The organism is Vreelandella janggokensis (assembly GCF_031451615.1).
In the GTDB taxonomy this organism is placed as follows: Bacteria; Pseudomonadota; Gammaproteobacteria; order Pseudomonadales; family Halomonadaceae; genus Vreelandella; species Vreelandella janggokensis.
Window position 1 is genome coordinate 16,702 of record NZ_JARWAJ010000002.1, and the last position, 17,394, is coordinate 34,095.

Annotated in this window: 16 protein-coding genes; 4 read left to right on the forward strand and 12 right to left on the reverse strand. The window is 51.4% G+C overall.

All coding sequences use genetic code 11. The annotated features are described in order from the left end of the window. Window positions 1–251: 251 nt before the first annotated feature. A complete protein-coding gene (gene ilvA, locus QC816_RS06810) occupies window positions 252–1,766 on the reverse strand; it encodes a threonine ammonia-lyase, biosynthetic (RefSeq protein ID WP_085919231.1) in 1,515 nt (504 codons plus the stop codon). Between the two features lie 162 nt (window positions 1,767–1,928). Between ilvA and rpiA the strand changes: the two genes are divergently transcribed. Beyond that, window positions 1,929–2,603, forward strand: coding sequence for a ribose-5-phosphate isomerase RpiA (gene rpiA / locus QC816_RS06815; protein ID WP_309781442.1), 675 nt, complete (start codon window positions 1,929–1,931; stop codon window positions 2,601–2,603). On the opposite strand, the gene waaA is transcribed toward rpiA, so the two are convergent. Genes waaA through QC816_RS06830 form a run of 3 tightly spaced genes read right to left on the reverse strand, consistent with a single transcriptional unit; the run spans window position 2,595 to window position 6,413 of the window. After that, window positions 2,595–3,896: a lipid IV(A) 3-deoxy-D-manno-octulosonic acid transferase gene (waaA, locus tag QC816_RS06820; RefSeq protein ID WP_309781443.1), complete on the reverse strand. Its 1,302-nt coding sequence runs from the start codon at window positions 3,894–3,896 to the stop codon at window positions 2,595–2,597. The two genes, rpiA and waaA, sit on opposite strands and share 9 nt — an antisense overlap. Continuing rightward, window positions 3,896–5,326, reverse strand: a complete 1,431-nt coding sequence (gene hldE, locus QC816_RS06825; RefSeq protein WP_309781444.1) for a bifunctional D-glycero-beta-D-manno-heptose-7-phosphate kinase/D-glycero-beta-D-manno-heptose 1-phosphate adenylyltransferase HldE — start codon at window positions 5,324–5,326, stop codon at window positions 3,896–3,898. The genes waaA and hldE overlap by 1 nt, the downstream gene beginning before the upstream one ends. Further along, window positions 5,316–6,413, reverse strand: coding sequence for a glycosyltransferase family 9 protein (locus tag QC816_RS06830; RefSeq protein WP_309781445.1), 1,098 nt, complete (start codon window positions 6,411–6,413; stop codon window positions 5,316–5,318). Before QC816_RS06830 ends, hldE begins: the two co-directional genes overlap by 11 nt. Here QC816_RS06830 and QC816_RS06835 point away from each other — a divergent pair. Next, entirely contained in the window at window positions 6,412–7,125 is a 714-nt protein-coding gene (locus tag QC816_RS06835) for a 3-deoxy-D-manno-octulosonic acid kinase (protein ID WP_309781446.1), read from the forward strand. The two genes, QC816_RS06830 and QC816_RS06835, sit on opposite strands and share 2 nt — an antisense overlap. Here the strand turns inward: QC816_RS06835 and QC816_RS06840 are convergent, their stop codons facing one another. From QC816_RS06840 to QC816_RS06860, 6 genes are all read right to left on the reverse strand, one after another. Next, a complete protein-coding gene (locus QC816_RS06840) occupies window positions 7,126–8,532 on the reverse strand; it encodes a mannose-1-phosphate guanylyltransferase/mannose-6-phosphate isomerase (protein WP_309781447.1) in 1,407 nt (468 codons plus the stop codon). Between the two features lie 353 nt (window positions 8,533–8,885). Further along, window positions 8,886–9,023, reverse strand: a complete 138-nt coding sequence (locus QC816_RS18295; protein ID WP_422823734.1) for a hypothetical protein — start codon at window positions 9,021–9,023, stop codon at window positions 8,886–8,888. A gap of 168 nt (window positions 9,024–9,191) precedes the next feature. After that, window positions 9,192–9,467, reverse strand: a complete 276-nt coding sequence (locus QC816_RS06845; RefSeq protein ID WP_309781448.1) for a hypothetical protein — start codon at window positions 9,465–9,467, stop codon at window positions 9,192–9,194. Window positions 9,468–9,608: 141 nt separating this feature from the next. After that, window positions 9,609–10,496, reverse strand: a complete 888-nt coding sequence (locus QC816_RS06850) for a hypothetical protein (protein ID WP_309781449.1) — start codon at window positions 10,494–10,496, stop codon at window positions 9,609–9,611. 86 nt (window positions 10,497–10,582) lie between these two features. Next, window positions 10,583–11,476 carry a glycosyltransferase family 9 protein gene (locus QC816_RS06855; RefSeq protein ID WP_309781450.1) on the reverse strand — a complete coding sequence of 298 codons (894 nt, stop codon included), beginning with the start codon at window positions 11,474–11,476 and terminating at the stop codon, window positions 10,583–10,585. A gap of 28 nt (window positions 11,477–11,504) precedes the next feature. Next, on the reverse strand, window positions 11,505–12,254 hold the full coding sequence (locus QC816_RS06860) for a glycosyltransferase family 2 protein (RefSeq protein WP_309781451.1): 750 nt from the start codon (window positions 12,252–12,254) through the stop codon (window positions 11,505–11,507). A gap of 71 nt (window positions 12,255–12,325) precedes the next feature. On the opposite strand from QC816_RS06860, the gene QC816_RS06865 reads away from it, so the two are divergent. Both QC816_RS06865 and QC816_RS06870 read left to right on the forward strand, forming a co-directional pair. Beyond that, a complete protein-coding gene (locus tag QC816_RS06865) occupies window positions 12,326–13,351 on the forward strand; it encodes a glycosyltransferase family 4 protein (protein WP_309781452.1) in 1,026 nt (341 codons plus the stop codon). A gap of 330 nt (window positions 13,352–13,681) precedes the next feature. Next, window positions 13,682–15,334 carry a sulfatase-like hydrolase/transferase gene (locus QC816_RS06870; protein WP_309781453.1) on the forward strand — a complete coding sequence of 551 codons (1,653 nt, stop codon included), beginning with the start codon at window positions 13,682–13,684 and terminating at the stop codon, window positions 15,332–15,334. Here the strand turns inward: QC816_RS06870 and waaF are convergent. Together waaF and rfaD are read right to left on the reverse strand one after the other, a co-directional pair. Continuing rightward, a complete protein-coding gene (waaF, locus tag QC816_RS06875) occupies window positions 15,324–16,367 on the reverse strand; it encodes a lipopolysaccharide heptosyltransferase II (protein ID WP_085919159.1) in 1,044 nt (347 codons plus the stop codon). The genes QC816_RS06870 and waaF overlap by 11 nt on opposite strands. Beyond that, entirely contained in the window at window positions 16,360–17,316 is a 957-nt protein-coding gene (rfaD, locus tag QC816_RS06880) for an ADP-glyceromanno-heptose 6-epimerase (RefSeq protein WP_199284384.1), read from the reverse strand. Before rfaD ends, waaF begins: the two co-directional genes overlap by 8 nt. Window positions 17,317–17,394 lie beyond the last annotated feature (78 nt).

Genomic DNA, 17,394 nt, shown 5'->3' on the forward strand with positions numbered 1-17,394 from the left:
CTTCTCCAGCCCCTTTAAAGTTGTCAACTTTAAGGCGTCATCCTGGTTACCTGTCGTTGATGAGCAGCCTAATACTGCCCTGATGACGCCCTTCATCAATATCGCCTGTGACTATAGGGCCAATAGGCTATCGTTGACAACGGCTTAACCCCCTATATGACATTAAAAAATAAACGCACACTGTTTCTTAACAAACTGACTTGTGAAGGGCTGCGCTGTAAGTAACCGCTCACATATTTGGCGACGCAAGATCAAGCCATGAACAGCCGGTAGGCGGGGTTATCGCTTTCCCGCCAATAGCGGTAGCCAATCGCATCCAGATGCTCGGCGACGTGAGAGCGGTCACCGTTAGGTACCTGCATACCCACCAGAACACGGCCATAAGCGGCCCCGTGGTTACGATAATGAAACAGCGAAATATTCCAGTCATGGGGCAGTTGGGTGAGAAAGTTCATCAGCGCCCCTGGACGCTCAGGAAATTCAAAGCGATACAGCTCTTCTTCAAAGTATTCGCTGGGGCGGCCGCCACTCAAATGACGGATGTGTAACTTGGCAAGCTCGTTATCGGTCAAGTCCTCGACCTGATACCCCCCGTCCCGAAGCTTGTCGATGACCAGTTGGCGATCTTCGCCGCCGGGTTTAACCTGCACGCCGACAAAAATATGCGCTTCGCTGTTATCTGCGTAGCGGTAGCTGAACTCCGTGACCATGCGTTTGCCAAGCGTGCGGCAGAACTTTTTAAAGCTGCCTGGCTTTTCGGCAATCGTTACCGCCAGGATCGCCTCCCGCTGCTCGCCAAGCTCGGTCCGCTCGGCAATATGCTGTAGACGGTCAAAGTTGGTGTTGGCGCCGGAATTGATGCACAGCAGGGTTTCGCCTTCCGCGCCGGTTTGCTGAATATATTTTTTCAACCCGGCCAGCGACAGCGCGCCCGAGGTTTCCGCGACGGCGCGGGTATCTTCAAAGATATCTTTGACAGCGGCGCACATTTCATCGGCGGTAACGGTAATCACATCGTCGATAATGTCTTTCACCAGCGAAAAGGGCACTTCGCCAATCTGCGCCACGGCAACACCTTCAGCAAAAACACCCACCTGGTCCAGCACTACCCGTTCACCGGCCTCCAATGCCGCTTTCAGGCAGGCGCTATCTTCGGACTCAACACCGATCACCTTGATATCCGGGCGCAGATATTTAACGTAGGCAGCGATCCCGGCAATCAGTCCACCGCCGCCAACCGGCACGAAAATAGCATCAAGACGCCCCGCCTGCTGGCGCAGGATTTCCACCGCGACAGTGCCCTGGCCGGCGACAATATCAATATCATCGAAGGGGGGAATATAGGTATAGCCGTGCTCCTTGATCAGCTCCTGGGCATGCTCAGCGGCGGCAGCAAAGGCATCCCCCTTGAGGACTACCTTGGCGCCCCGGGCGCGGACCGCCTGTACTTTAATCTCGGGGGTAATCCGTGGCATCACGATCACCGCTTTGACGCCCATCAATTTGGCGGCCATGGCAAGCCCCTGAGCATGGTTGCCCGCCGACGCGGCGATCACGCCTTTGGCTTTCTGTTCTTCGCTGAGCTGGGCCATCTTGTTGTAGGCCCCACGGATCTTGAACGAGAAAACCGGCTGCAGGTCTTCGCGCTTGATTAAAATCTGGTTATTGAAACGACGCGACAAAAAAGGAGCAGGTGAAATGGGCGTTTCACAAGCGGCTTCGTAAACGTGGGCCTGGAGGATCTTTTTGACGGTAGCTTCAAGCATGCGGAAAATTCCAAGAAAGAACATAACCCTGACGGGTGCGGGGAAAGCTCCTATTGGTAGCAGATTACGCCGTTCGACGTCCAGCAGCGTTTTGATCGGCAGGCCGCGTTTAGGCCGTTATAATGGGCACCGAGTCCAATATTCCCTGCGAAAAGGCATACCATGAACCAAGACGAACTCAAGGCCGCCGTCGCCGATAAAGCGATCAGTGAAATTGAACCCTGGCTGGAAAAAGACACCGTGCTGGGAATCGGCACCGGCTCGACGGCCAACCTGTTTATCGACCGCTTAAAGCCGCTACGTGATCAGTTCAAGGGAGCGGTGGCAAGCTCTGAGGCCAGTGCCAAACGCTTGGAAGCATTGGGCATCGAGGTGTTCGAGTTGAATAGCGTTGGAACACTGCCCTTTTACATCGACGGCGCTGACGAAGTGAATGCTCACTTACAAATGACCAAAGGCGGCGGAGCGGCACTCACCCGGGAAAAAATCGTGGCTGCCTGCGCCGAGCGTTTCATTTGCATCGCCGACCAATCCAAATATGTCAGCCAGCTTGGGCACTTTCCACTGCCGGTGGAAGTCATTCCCATGGCACGCTCCTACGTTGCCCGCCAACTCGTCGCCCTGGGGGCTGAACCGGTGTATCGGCAAGGCGTGGTTACCGACAATGGCAACCAGATTATCGACTGCTATGAATTCATGATCGACGACCCGGTCGCCATGGAAGCCACGCTCAACGCCATTGTGGGCGTGGTCACCAACGGTCTATTTGCCGACCGAGGAGCCGACATCCTGCTATTGGGTAACCCGGAGGGCGTTGATCGGATAGCGCTACGCTAGCGACGGAGGTACGAATTCGCACAGCCCGTCCAGCGTCCGCTTGAGGGCGCCCTGCTGAGCACTGATGACCGCCAGGCCGGCCCGGCCTTTTTGCTGCGCCTTGCCGGGATGGTCAAAATAATCAAGCAACGCTTCGGCAAGGGCGTCGGGGCTATCCACCAGGGCGAGGGCACCGGCGGCTAACAGCGGCTCGGCCACATCAGTAAAGTTTTCGATTGAGGGCCCGCTCAGCACAGGTCTGCCCAGGGCAGCGGGCTCCAGCACGTTTTGGCCGCCCAGCGGCACTAAACTGCCTCCCACGTAAGCCACACTGCCCGTCGCATAGAGCAGCGCCAATTCCCCCAGCGTATCCGCCAGGTAGACTTGGGTCTGCTCCGTTACGACTTGCTCTTCGCTGCGACGGCTGAGCAACCAGCCCTTATCGCGACACAGGTAGGCAACCTCATCAAACCGCTGGGGATGGCGGGGTACCAGAACTAAAAGCGCGTTTGGATGGCGTCTACGCAACTGAGCATGCGCCTCTAGTAATAGCGTTTCTTCACCATCACGGGTGGAACCCGCTACCCATACCGGGCGTCTACCCCACTGACGATGTAAGTACTCACCTTCCTTGAGGGCGTCATCTTGAGAGTGAATTTCAAATTTCAGCGATCCCACCACGCTGGTTACCTCAGCAGGGCATCCCAGCGCGTTAAAGCGCTCGGCATCTTCCGATGACTTAGCCGCCAGCCAGCTAATGTTAGCCAAGGCATTAGCCATCAAGGGTTGCCAACGCCGATAACGTTGATAGGCGCGGGGGGATAAACGGCCGTTGACTACCGCTACGGGGACTCCCTGGCAACGGCAGGCGTGTAGCAGGTTGGGCCAGAGCTCGGTTTCAAACAGCATCGCCATCGCGGGTTTTACCCGATCGACAAAACGTCTGGCCGCGCCTGGGTAGTCGAGCGGCAGGAAGCGGTCAACAAGCCGCCTCTGTTCGCTTTCTGGTTGGTCATGGATGAGTGCCTGGGCCTGCTGAGCGCCCGTGGCGGTCATGGTAGTGATCAGCAGGCTGTGCCGGGGATAGCGCTCCAGCAAGCCCTCTATCAGCGGGCGGGCAGCACGCACCTCGCCCACCGAGGCGCAGTGCAACCAGAGGCGCGGCGCTGAGGGCAGTGGATCAAGACACATACCAAGGCGCTGCAGGCGTGAGTAAGTAGGTACTTGCTCCCGCCAGATACGCCACATGATCAATGGCGAAAGGGCATACAGTGCCGTTGAGTAAGCAAGCCGAGGCCAGTTGGGTGCCGCCATTAGCGCTCACGATCCAAGATCGAACTGATCATCGCCGTGGTTGAGACACCATCTTCAAAGCCCAGTACTTTCACCTCACCGCCATTGGCAATCACCGCTTTACCGCCGGCAATATCCTCTGGCCGATAGTCGCCGCCTTTGACGAGGATATCCGGCAGTACGGCTTCGATGAGTGTTTGTGGGGTATCATCGTTGAAGGGGACAACCCAATCCACCGCCCCCAACCCGGCCAACACCTGCATACGGCGATGGAGTGGATTAATCGGCCGCGTCGGGCCTTTCAGGCGGGCGATGGAGGCATCGTCATTGACTGCCACAATCAACCGATCCCCCAACCGTTTTGCCTGTTCAAGATAGGCCACGTGGCCCGCGTGTAAAATATCGAAACAGCCGTTGGTCATGACCACGCGCTCGCCCCGGGTTTGGGCAGCGTGTACGGCCTCAATCAGTTGGGTTGGCTCAATCACCCCGAATTCAGCAAGCTTATCGCCGTGCAGGGCAGTATAAAGCTCGGCGATCGACAACGTTGCCGTACCCGGCTTGGCCACTACCAACCCTGCCCCCAGATTGGCCAGCATCATGGCCTCGGGCAGCTCATGGTTTGCCGCCAATGCCAACCCCATCAGGCCAATCACAGTATCGCCGGCGCCCGTCACATCAAAGACTTCCTGGGCACGAGTAGGCAAATGCAGCGGTTCATGCCCTTCCCGAATCAGCGTCATGCCTTTTTCGCTACGCGTGATCAATAGCGCTTCAAGCTCAAGTTCAACGCGCAGCGCCTCGCCACGCTGAGCGAGCTCCGCATCCGTCCTGCATGGGCCGACGATTGCTTCAAACTCGGTCAGATTCGGCGTTATCAGGCTGGCGCCACGGTATTTGCTAAAATCGCTGCCTTTGGGATCAATCAGCACCCTTTTACCCTGGGCTCGCGCCGAGGCAATCAGCTGTTCCACCTGGTTCAACGTGCCCTTGCCGTAGTCGGACAGAATCATCACGTCGCAATCGGGCAGCGCCTGCTCCACTTGAGCCAGCAAGTCTGTGGTATCGACACCTTCCAGACGCTCCTCGAAGTCCAGACGCAGTAACTGTTGGTTGCGACTCATGACTCGAAGCTTGGTAATCGTGGGTATCTCTGCACTACGCTGAAAGTGAGTGCTTACATTGGCAGCAACTAATTGACGCGAAAGCAGCTCAGCATTTTCATCTTCGCCCACCAGTCCTGCCAGGCCGACCTGTGCCCCTAATGCCGCGATATTCAACGCAACGTTCGCTGCCCCGCCGGGACGATCATCCGCATCCTCGACGCGCACCACCGGTACAGGCGCTTCCGGCGATATGCGCGAGGTGCCACCGTGCCAATAGCGGTCTAGCATGACATCGCCCACTACAAGAACGCGGGCATGCTCCAAGGCGTTTAAATCAACTTTCATCCGTGGTTCCTGTTGTTGGGCGCGCCGCCGTATGTGTCAGCAGTGCCTCTAACTTGGCGATCACGTTATCGGTTTTGATGAGCCCCATGGCGTCGGCGTGGCGAACGCGCTGCCCCCAGCTTACCTCTTCCACCAATTTTTGCTGGTAAGTGTAAAGCGCCTCCGGGTAGGCATTAACGGCAAAATCACGCCATAGATAGGGCGCCGCACGCTGAGGATTGGTCGTCGCGTAAAGCCCGAGTGTCGGGGTCCCCATGGCGTTGGACATATGCGCAGGACCGGTATCCGGCGAAACCACCGCGCGCGCGCCATCAACCAACGCTAAAAGGCCTTTTAACGACGTCTGGCCAATGGCATTGATCACGCTGTCTGGCTGGCAGAGCGCTTCAATTTGCTCTCCAACCTCACGCTCAAGGGAGCTGCCTCCTCCGGTCAACACGCTTTTCAGGCCGTGTTGTACCCACGCATATTCAATGACGCTTGCGTACCCTTCCACCGACCAGTTACGAAAATTGCGAAGCCGCACGTTACTACATGGATTGATCACCAGATAAGGCGCTTCACCGCTGATCAAGCGCGCTTCATCATAAGCGGCAGAGGGTACCGGCAAATTCCACTCCAGCGGTCCCTCTTCGACACCCATCAAACGCGCGAAATCCATGAAGGATTCCAGCACATGAGGGTTGGTCCTGGGCGCAATATGTAGCTGGGTAAACCGGTGCTGGGCATCTTTGGCCCGCGCCTTGTCGTAGCCCACACGCACATTGGCCTTCAGCCCAAGCGATAAAATACTCGCCCTAATGGCTTGCTGCATATGCAAAAGCACATCAAAACGCGTATCCGCCAGCTCGCGCCATAGGGCGCGCATCCCCTTGAACCCCGTCGATTTGTCGTACACAACAAACTCGACCCCGGACAAGCCGGCCAGTAAACTGTATTCACCCTTGCCGATGATCCAGGTAATGCGCGCTTGTGGCCATTGGCGCTGCAACGCTCGCACGGTGGGCACAAGGTTGCAGACGTCTCCTAACGCCGAGAGGCGCAGAATCGCAATATGGTTAGGTTGAGCAGGCAGAGAGGGCTTCATGCGCTTAGCGGCACTCCGGCAAGGAAATAATCTGATTTTACATGATGCAGACAGTTTATGTGACGCTGCCACGTCACACCAACCCGATCCCGCCCTGTTCAGCGCTGAGTACTGGCGATCCCGCGATTTAGTGGTCGGCGAAGCCCCTGGTCGGGGCAGCAGCCTTTTTTTACAGGCCTCCCCTGAAGAGCAATGGGTTTTACGCCCTTACCGGCGAGGCGGTCTAGTCGCCAAACTAAGCCAAAAACGCTATTTCTGGCTAGGTGCTGAGCGCACCCGCGGCTTTCAGGAAATGCGCCTCACGGCCAATTTGTTCGAGCAGGGTTTACCTGTTCCTCGACCTATCGCCACCTGCGTGGTTCGCCATGGACTCAGCTACGAAGCCGCCTTGATCACGCAACGCATCACCGGCGCAAAAGCGCTCGCCGAGTTGATCGTCAGCCACCTGGCAGATGAAGCGCTCTTGCAACGCGTAGGTGCCATGATTCGACGCTTTCACCGGGCCAAGCTTGATCATGTCGATCTGAACGCCCGCAATATTCTGGTCGATGCCAACGGCACGCCATGGCTGATTGACCTGGACCGCTGTCGGTTGCGCCAACCGGGGAAGTGGCAGAGCGCCAATCTGGAGAGGCTTGAGAGGTCCATTCACAAGTTTGATTCCAGTCTATCGATCTCCTCTATTCTGCAAGGATATCGCGCTACGAGTTGATCAAACGCGGCCGTATTGATCCTCGAAGCGAATAATATCGTCTTCACCCAAGTAGCTGCCGGACTGTACCTCGATCAATTCGAGAGGCAGCGTGCCGGGGTTTTTCAGCGCGTGAATCTGGCCGATGGGGATATAGGTCGACTCGTTTTCACACACAAGGTAGGTCGCCTCTCCGTTAGTCACTTCCGCCGTGCCGGATACCACTATCCAGTGCTCTGCTCGGTGATGATGCATCTGTACCGAGAGCTTGGCACCCGGATTCACCGTAATACGCTTGACCTGATAACGCTGGCCCCTATCAACCGATTCGTAGCGCCCCCAGGGACGATAGACAACGCGATGATTGTTGAACTCGTCGCGACCTTCAGCCTTGAGTCGCTCGACGATTTTTTTAACGTCTTGCGTCTTATGCCGATCAGCGACTAATACCGCATCCTTGGTTTCGATAATGACCAGGTCTTCCAAGCCTATCGCAGCCACCAGGCGACTCTCGGAACGCAGCATGGTATTGCGAGTATCTTCCTGGATAACATCACCATGATAGCTGTTACCCGCCTCACACTTATCGCTTAACTCCCATATGGAAGCCCAGGCTCCCAGATCGCTCCAGCGCGCCGCCAAGGGCACGACGGCGGCATGCTGTGTTTTCTCCATCACGACATAATCGACCGAGATGTCCTCGCATCGGGCGAAAGCCTCGTTGTCGATGCGCGTAAAATCCAGGTCATTCTCTAGCTGAGCCATTGCCTGATGGCAGGCATGCAGCATATCGGGGTGGAAGCGCTCCAGCTCTTGCAGGTAGCAGCTCGCTCGAAACAGGAACATGCCGCTATTCCATAGATATTCACCACTTTCCAGGTAAGCAGTCGCCGTCGCCGCATCAGGCTTTTCGACAAAACGCCTGACACCAAAGCCCTGCCCCAGTGATGTCCCCTGCTGAATATAACCGTAACCAGTTTCTGGGAAGGTGGGTACCACACCGAAGGTGACCAAATAATCAAGCTCTGCGAGAGCCTGCGCCTTCTTGATACTGTCATGGAACGGCACAATATCCTGAACCTGATGGTCAGCCGCCAACACAAGCAGTAAAGGGTCATCGCCGTCTTGTGTCGCGGCAATGGCCGCCAATGCAATCGCGGGCGCCGTATTGCGCCCGACCGGTTCCAGCAATATGAGACGATTATCCGACCCTATCTGGCGTAACTGTTCTGCTACCAGAAAACGGTGTTCCTCATTGCATATGACGATGGGTGATTGTGTTTCAAGCCCGTCCAGACGCCCTAGCGTCTTTTGCAGCATGGTAGGCCCACCATCCAGTGACAGGAATTGTTTGGGATGCAATTGACGCGATAATGGCCATAGTCTCGACCCAACACCACCCGCCAGGACAACAGGCAATAATGACATATCAGAATATTCCTAGGGTTATGAGGGCGCCACAGTATTGATTGCCGGGGCTCGAAAAGGTTCGGGGGTATCAAAGGTCTTACTTTTCGTACCAGGCTCAAACCTGCCTGCCGAATGAAACATACCGGATCTTGTTAATTGCCAACATGGGTAAGATGCCTATTGAACCTGAAAGATTCCAATCAAAAATACGGTCCAAGTAGCCACCACAGCGAGCAATCGCCGTCATGTAAAAATCAATATCGTGTCGCATATCCTGCCTAGTTGAAGACATTGAACGGTCGAGCAAGGCTCTTCAATATCTGTGAAAACCGTTTCTGGTGAGTCACTTGGGAACTGACGTCAAAGCATAGTCAGTCATGATATTCCCAGAGCGCAATACTGTTAGCGAGTCGAAGAGCAGCGGTGAGTTGCATCTTCTCAATCCGGCATTCTATTTTCAGGGTCTTGAAGAATGTCTCTATGTTCCAGCGTTGTGCATACGAGTTTATTTTTGTACTGCATCGGCCTGGTTAGCGAAGAGGCGATAGACGACCTTTGATTCGCCCAGTCCTGGAATGCCATGGGTAGGGAGCTATCTTGTATATCTTCAATATCTCCCAAGGTCACCCTAACCTTCGGTTCCATCGTGCATAACCCAGATCACAGCCAGACGTTTCCTACTCCACCCAGCTTTCCATATTTGTGACTTTCCCAACGCTGTTGAAGATACTCAGCAGCGAAATAAAACCGACTATTATTAATACAAATAAAACTAATATAACTGAAAAATTGTGGGTAATTGAAAGGTTGGTGGAGGGCTTATCTGTCAGCTCGATGATCACCCAGGTGATCTCAATATCAGGCACCTGAGTCTGCAAATTTTTTACAACCGGTATGGCATGCGTTGCATAACCTAACGCAGGCAGCCGCATAATGAAGATGAGATCGAGCATACGTGCTTCGCCTTTCGTACCATGAGGTTGCCCGGCTACTTATCAATTGCAAGCTGAGCTCAACCGGTAAAGATATACATTGGGTTAAGCCCGCCATGGTTGGCTTTCATATCCATTACAGCTATCGGACAGTAAGCCGATCTAGGATGGCCAGATAAAGTTTTCAGGGGGTTGATCAGGATCAAGGGGACCAGGCTCGGTTTCCGGCTCACAATGCTGCAGTGCTTCCACCACACGCTCAAGCGCTTCAGCGCCATGCGCATTCTGGGTTACTTTCTCCCACCACTCTCTGTGGACAGCTTTCACTTTCACCGGCACTGTCGGCAAGTCAAGATATTGCGCCATAGCAAGCCGATGTAAACCACGGTTTATTTTTATCAAACGACCATCTCGGCTTACCGCTACGCCTAATTCATCCTTACCTCTATCCCGATTAAAACCATTACGCTTCATATCATTCATAAAATTCAGGTAAACACTAAGATAGCCAAGAATGCGCTCTTCCGAGTCAAGGAGAAAACCTTGCCGATAGGAAGACAGGGGACTCCCTTTATCCGAGCGGGCCTTTAAGCGCTGAAATGTATCGCTCTCAGTTAGGTCATCAGAATGCACATTCAAATCGCTAATGAAACGGTAACGCGAGCCATGGCGCAGATCCCCTCGTTGCAGATCCCAATCACCGTCCCAAATAAACGCCGAAGATGAAGGACGCTTGCGCTTCGGAATTCCCCTCCAATCCCGAATTTTTATCAACTCACGCGGCCTTACGTGAATTATCAGACTATCAGCCAGTTCCTGCTCGACTGGCCGACGCGGTAGGCCCAACTTTTCCAACACAATGCCACCTGGCAGGCATCGCTTCCATATACCAAGAGTCATTCGCTCCACAGGAGCGCCGACCCACGCCTGAAAGCCCTCACGAACCGCCACCTGCACACGAGCACGCTGCACCTGCCAATACATTCGAGCATCAGTTAATGGCAAAAACTCTGGATCTCCTCCCGTTGGTACTGGCAATCGACGTGACACTACTTCCTCCATCTATAAACACAAATACTTGGATTGAGTCTTCAATGTGATTTTTATAACCAGTCTTTTTCTACAGCTGAATTAAACTAATTTAAAATTTTTAAAATTGCAATCCACACGTCCGCTGGTGTGATAGAAGAAATACTTTCCTCTGATGCTAAATATAAACTGTTATCTCTTTCCAGAAACCATTCAGGAAGATATTTTTTAAAAACAACGACTTGTTTTACACCATATATATGCGCAATATGCGAAGGTCCACAGTCATTACTAATAAAGAGCCTACAACCTCCAATCAAACCGAACAAAACTTTAACACTCGGATTATGAAAAACGCAAAAACCTAAACTCTCAAGCTTATCTTTTTCTTCTACTTCTTGAGGACCTGTCAAGAACAAAATTTCGCCAATGCCAGAAAGCGAAATACGTCTCGCTAATTCTACATAATATAACAAAGGCCATTTTTTTTCAGCACCTCCTGCCCCAGGAGCAACTATTATTTTTCCCATCATTTCCTTATCATAAGGAATTTTTTCCCTTACATATGGTTCAGCATCCAATGAAGATGGAATGTCTAGTAAAGATAAGAAGAGATCTGACCTATATAAAGACTTATTCATTTTTTTTGAATATGTATATAGCGCTCCAAATTTTCGAAAGCCTATTCTATTGGGTATACGCAACTTTAACATTTGGAAGGCAGTTCTTATACTGGAAGGCCGCAAGTTAAAACCGACATCAAAATCGTATTTCTTTCTTAAAATTGAAACATCATCATTTTCTATAACTTCAAGCACATCTAAAAACCCGGCTTCCAAGAGAAACTCTGCTCCTAATGTTTTAGAGACTCCTACTAGAACTGCGTTAGGGTATTTCTCTTTAATGGCCGCTAAAAATGGAATATGGACTATATACGCTCCAAAAAAAGGCCTGTTATGCAAAAAAACCACCACACACTTAGATATTAAGCAAATCTTCATATTAAATAATCCTAGCCATCTGATAAAACTAGTTATCCGTATAGACCTTAATATACTTCCAAAAAACACCATTGGCATTCGCCACAGCTATTACTAAACCTCTCCAACCATCCATAAAGCCAAGCTTGATAAAATAAGTACGAATAAAAGCAAAAAAAGATTTAAATAATATACTAGCGGGCGAGTACTTTTTCAGCTTACCAGATTTTGATCGAAGAGAAGAATATCGATTTATTTTTTCAAGGAACTGAGATAAATCTGTAACAGCTTCATGTTCAATGCAGCCAGGAAGACGATAAGTGCTCGCCTTACTATCAATCTTTACTGACTCATGAACCATTGCATCGTTGAAATTATATTCACATCTATTAAACAACCTAACTAGCCAATCGTTTCCCCATCCAGAATACCGTACAGGACGTCCTAACATCCAATTTTCGCGAAGTATTTCTCCAACATCAGATAAGCGTGCGTTTGAAATCCATTCACCTAAAGCATCAATGAGTAGCTTATTCGGTTTTTCATCCGCATCTACTGATAAAATCCAATCGTTTTTAGCTAATGATACCGCATGACGCTTACTTAAACCGAACCCTAAAAAGTCTCCTTGATGCAATGATACATTAGTGTAGCGAGAAGCTATTTTTAAAGTATCATCTGTTGAACCGTTATCATAGATGACAACTTCATCAAAATCACAGAGAGAGTCTAGCGCCGTAACCAAGGTTGCAGACGCATTTCGGGTAATGATAACAACGCTCACCCTTATGGACATCATCAGTAAATCCTTTTTCCAAGCAGAAACAATGTTATGATATCATCAAAACATTAAGTACGGTGGAGTCTTACTTGCACATTATACACGCTAATTTGGCAAAGGGCTTTCGCGGTGGTGAACGACAAACGGTGCTCCTCATTAAGGAGCTTGCAGCCAACGCGAACATCTCTCGTCAGACCCTCGTTTGTCAGCCCGACTCCCCGATGCGCGGTGAGTTGTCCGGTGTCCCAAAATTGCGTATCGTCGCAGCTAAACACCAGTTAATGGGACATCATGCTACAGGTAAAGCCAAAATTGTCCATGCTCATGAGGCAAAAGCAGTACACTGGGCTTGGTTGCATCGGGTGTTATATAAGAGTGAATATATAATCACTCGTCGAGTCGATACTCCAATTAAGCGAAAACCTACCAACCTAATTTTTTATAAGAAAGCACATTCTTGTGTTGCGATTTCCAATATAATTGCAAATGAACTGACTTCATTGACCTCAAAGCATATACCCATTATTCCAAGTGCTTTTACACCTTCATCCCCAAGCCTCGAAATAGCCCAATCGCTTAAGCATCAGTATCCAGGCCGATTTATTATTGGTCATATTGGCGCTGTCGTTGATCGCCACAAAGGTCAACGCATTCTCATTGAGGCAGCAGAATTATTAGAAAAAGAATATCCAGAATTGTTATTCATCTTTTTTGGGAAGGGTGAAGATGAAAGTGCACTTCGAAAAGAGAGTAGTCACTTGTCAAATGTTAAGTGGATGGGATTTAAATCAAACATTTTAGATTATATTGAAGCATTCGATCTTTTTGCATTTCCATCACGTAACGAAGGACTAGGGTCAATTTTACTTGATGTCATGAATGCAAAAGTGCCTATAATTGCTAGTAATACAGGCGGAATTCCGGATATTGTAAAACATCAAAAAACCGGAATATTAGTTCAACCTGATAACGCAAGAGCATTTAAAGAAGCTATTGTTATGCTATATAAAGACGAAGACCTAGCAAACCATATTTCCGAAAACGCCTTCCTTAGGTTAAAGAAATATAGCTCAAAAAGCATGGCTGACTCTTACTTAAATATTTATTTAAAATAGCTTCCTCTCTACTACAGCGACATATTTATTGAAAAGCAGCTCTTATTGAAAAGAACATTATATAATTTTGAGGCCAATATTTGTAGCCAACAAAATCTGCGTCACTTCCACTAAAGTTTTCATAAAGTCTCTAAATATTTAAATGGCGTACAATCACTAACAATGACCACTAACTTTTATCATTTTATTGCCTTCATATGCTGTTAAAGGTGCAACATCTATACTAAGGTGATATATTTTGTTAAGTCTCTATTACCTCATAGCCTTTTCGCTCTCTCAATGCACTACCGAGCCAGCTATGCCTGTAGCCTACATCATCACAGGAGACGCATGATCGCGTTTATACGTCAAAAGCCTTCGGCGTGTTTGCCCATTACGATGACAGGCCTCTCCCTTGGCTATGCGATCACCGTGCTGACACGCCTGCCCTGGTGGACCCTGTTCCTGTTTGCCATTACCTGGTTCGCCGTCGGTATAAAGTTACGCTGGGGACGGCCTCTCAATGCACGTTATCGTAACGTATGGCCGTGGTCGCTTGCGCCGTTAAGTCTATGGGGTGTTTATATCTACCTGGCAGACAGCTTCGGTAATGTCGACTTGGGGGCTGTTTTTTTCCATCTCCAGGCAGGCATGGCTGAGCATGGCGGTGCAGGCAAGATGATTACCGCCCTTGTTTATACACTGAGCATGCTTGCTGTATTGGCTTCTGTCACCTGGCTGTCCCGCCATGATCAACGTTGGCGATTGATAGAACGCTTTCTGGCGATTGGGCTTCTCGCCAGTAATCCTTTGCTTTTCGGGCTGGGCCAGCGCAGCGCGGCAGTGGTGGCCGACAACGCTGATTGGCTGGATCAGCGCTATGTAGCCCCACCTACATCTAATCAGAAAGAAGCCCCTAACTTGCTTGTACTTTATTTGGAAAGCATCGAGCGCACTTATGATGCCACCCAGTTTGGCGATGCTTACGATGACCTTAACCGCCTCGGTGAACGGGGCGTTGTCTTTGAGGGTATTCAGCAAATGGAGAATACCGGCTGGACCATGGCCGGTATGATCGCCAGTCAATGCGGTGTTCCCCTGATGCCAGCGGGGCTTCTCCACGACAGTCAGTTCGAACCATTGAAGAGTGTTGTTCCAGGTATTGACTGCCTGGGCGATATTCTAGCCGCCCAAGGATACCGACTCAGCTACCTGGGTGGGGCCAGCACGGAGTTTGCTGGCAAAGGCTTGTTCTACCGCGGCCATCAGTTTCAACGCGTTCAAGGCAAGGAAGAGCTCGTACAGCGACTCGATGACCCGGACTACGTCAACAGTTGGGGAATCTACGATGACAGCCTTTATAACATGACAGTTGAAGAAATTCGTCGGCTTGACGAAGCAGATAACGGCCCCTGGGGGGTAGTGACGCTGAGTATTTCAGGCCATGCCCCCAACGGATTTCCCGCTCAGCGCTGTCGCGAACGTCAAGGCTCTTTTGATGAGCAAGACATTCTTTATTCAGTTGAGTGCTCTGCCTGGCTGGCACGCGATCTGATTAATCGCCTGAACAATGAAGGGTTATTGGATGACACCGTCGTGGCGATCATGAGTGATCACCTCACCATGCGCGTATCAGTATGGGACGAGCTGACCACGATGGATCGTGAAAACACCTTCATGCTACTGGGTGACCATTTGCCTCCCCAGCGAATTCAGCGAAATGCCACCATGCTGGATGCCTTCCCCACGATTCTTGAGGCTCTCGACTTCACATTGGATGGACACCGAGCGGGGCTGGGCGTCTCGCTGCTGAGCGATCAGGAAACCCTGGTGGAGCGTCATGGCCTGGATACTTTGAACGAGCACTTACGAGAGGAAACCGCCCTGCAGCACCGACTGTGGGAGGGGCTGGCACCCCAGCGTCAGGAACCCAGTCCCTCTCCACAGGAGCAGGTGATTGAAACGCCGGCAGACCGAACCGATGAAGTCGACATTATGCGTTAACGATCACTTTTTCGCGCTGCCGGTCGGCCAAAATTGCCTGATAGACGGATTCTACGTGTAACTTATTCAAGCAGTTAGTATGGCCCAATGGGCAGGTACGCTCAAAACATGGGGAGCAGGAAAGTTCAAGATAATGAATCACCGCATTATCGGTAAGCGGTGGTGTGTAAGCAGGCGAAGAAGAACCATAAAGCGCATGTATCCGCACACCGACTGCGGCCGCTACGTGCATAAGACCCGAATCATTGGTCACGACCTGGCGACAGTCGGCAAGCAGGTCCACCGCATCTGCCAGGGCCGTTTTACCACATAGATTGTGGGCCTGGGGGAGCCCTTTCACAATCGTGTCAGCGCCTTCATGGTCTTTGGGACCGCCAAAAACACGTATTTCATAGCCATCGGCAATGAGCTTTTGAGCTAATTGTCGAAAGTAGTCGAGTGGCCACTGTTTCGCCGGTCCATATTCAGCCCCCGGCATCATGCCTATCGCCGGACGGGATGAAAGCATATTGGCCAGTCGTAAATTGACCAGATTGTCCCGGTCAATGGTCAGGCGCGGCTTGGGGATCGCAAAATCCCCTGTCGCCGCCTCATCAAGCGGCAAGCCTAACGAGACAAATCGCTTCACGGTTTGATCCAATACTTGCTTATCCAGCTTGCGGCGCTCTTTCAAGAGGCCATAGCGATGCTCTCCGAGAAATCCGATACGCTCAGGAATACGTGCCATAAAGGGCACCAATGCGGCTTTCCAGGACCGGGGCAGCACAATCGCCCGATCAAAACGTCCTTTCAGGCGATTGGCAAGTTCGCGCCGACTGACAAGACCAAACTCGCCGTGGCCTACCGCCAGGGGCAGCACCTCATCCACCTCGGGCATTCGTTCCAGAATAGGCTGTGACCATGCGGGTGCGACCACCCCGATGGTGGCATTGGGATAACGTGCTTTAAGGGTCATGAACAGGCTCTGGGCCATCACCATATCGCCCACCCAGGAAGGCCCGATAACCAGTAGCCGCATGGCGGAATTAGCCATTGAGCCACTCCAGATACGCTTTGACCCCCTGGGCAACCGTTTTGAATTCAACATCGCAACCGGCTTCCCGCAGATTGCTTATGTCAGCACGGGTATAGCTTTGGTAACGCCCTTTCAGTTCTTCCGGGAAATCGATGTAATCGATTTGCCCCTTGGCGTAGAAATCGATGACCGCTTCACCAATCGCCTTAAACGGTTCCGCGCGGCCGGTACCCAGATTGAAAATACCTGAGGCACCTGGGTTATCCAGAAACCACAGGTTTACGTCGACAACATCGCCTACATACACAAAGTCACGACTCTGCATACCGGCCTCATAGCCATCATAGGCACCAAACAGTTTCAGGGTTTCACCATTACGGATTTGCAGGTGGTGATGATACGCCACGCTGGCCATCTTGCCTTTATGCTGCTCTCTGGGGCCATACACATTGAAATACCGAAACCCCACAACCTGGGTTGTCAGCTCATCCCAGCGAGTACGCACGTGTTGATCGAACAGCAGCTTGGAGTAGCCATACACGTTGAGCGGTTTTTCACACTCAGGCACCTCCTTGAATACCTCGCTACCGCCATAGGTGGCAGCTGATGAGGCATACAAGAAGGGGATTCCCCGCAGCTCGCAGTAATTTAGCAGTACTTTGGAGTACTCGAAGTTATTTTCCATCATATAGTGGCCGTCCCATTCCGTCGTATCGGAACAGGCGCCCTCATGGAAAATAGCATCGATCTTGGGTAGATCGACGCTCTCTCCCCGCAATGCCGCTTTTACCCTGGCGAGAAAATCGTCTTTATCAAGATAATCCGCCAGGGTGCAGTCAGCCAAATTGACGAATTTGGTGCCATCGCGCAAATCATCAACCACCATTACATCGTTCCGGCCGCGGGCGTTCAGCGCTTTGACCAAGTTGGCCCCGATAAAACCGGCACCGCCTGTTATGACAATCATTTCATTCTCCTTACCAAAAACGGCTCTGTTGGCTCTCGTGCCTATAACCTATCTGCTTGGGATTGTATACTTGACGGC

Bases quoted from the DNA above. Each gene is read 5' to 3' on its own strand.
- waaA (WP_309781443.1), bottom strand. From the start codon at position 3,896: ATGGCGGCACCCAACTGGCCTCGGCTTGCTTACTCAACGGCACTGTAT.
- QC816_RS06860 (WP_309781451.1), bottom strand. From the start codon at position 12,254: ATGATGTCCATAAGGGTGAGCGTTGTTATCATTACCCGAAATGCGTCT.
- ilvA (WP_085919231.1), bottom strand. From the start codon at position 1,766: ATGCTTGAAGCTACCGTCAAAAAGATCCTCCAGGCCCACGTTTACGAA.
- hldE (WP_309781444.1), bottom strand. From the start codon at position 5,326: ATGAAAGTTGATTTAAACGCCTTGGAGCATGCCCGCGTTCTTGTAGTG.
- QC816_RS06870 (WP_309781453.1), top strand. From the start codon at position 13,682: ATGATCGCGTTTATACGTCAAAAGCCTTCGGCGTGTTTGCCCATTACG.
- rfaD (WP_199284384.1), bottom strand. From the start codon at position 17,316: ATGATTGTCATAACAGGCGGTGCCGGTTTTATCGGGGCCAACTTGGTC.
- QC816_RS06855 (WP_309781450.1), bottom strand. From the start codon at position 11,476: ATGAAGATTTGCTTAATATCTAAGTGTGTGGTGGTTTTTTTGCATAAC.
- waaF (WP_085919159.1), bottom strand. From the start codon at position 16,367: ATGGCTAATTCCGCCATGCGGCTACTGGTTATCGGGCCTTCCTGGGTG.
- rpiA (WP_309781442.1), top strand. From the start codon at position 1,929: ATGAACCAAGACGAACTCAAGGCCGCCGTCGCCGATAAAGCGATCAGT.
- QC816_RS06835 (WP_309781446.1), top strand. From the start codon at position 6,412: ATGCGCTTAGCGGCACTCCGGCAAGGAAATAATCTGATTTTACATGAT.
- QC816_RS06845 (WP_309781448.1), bottom strand. From the start codon at position 9,467: ATGCTCGATCTCATCTTCATTATGCGGCTGCCTGCGTTAGGTTATGCA.
- QC816_RS06830 (WP_309781445.1), bottom strand. From the start codon at position 6,413: ATGAAGCCCTCTCTGCCTGCTCAACCTAACCATATTGCGATTCTGCGC.
- QC816_RS06840 (WP_309781447.1), bottom strand. From the start codon at position 8,532: ATGTCATTATTGCCTGTTGTCCTGGCGGGTGGTGTTGGGTCGAGACTA.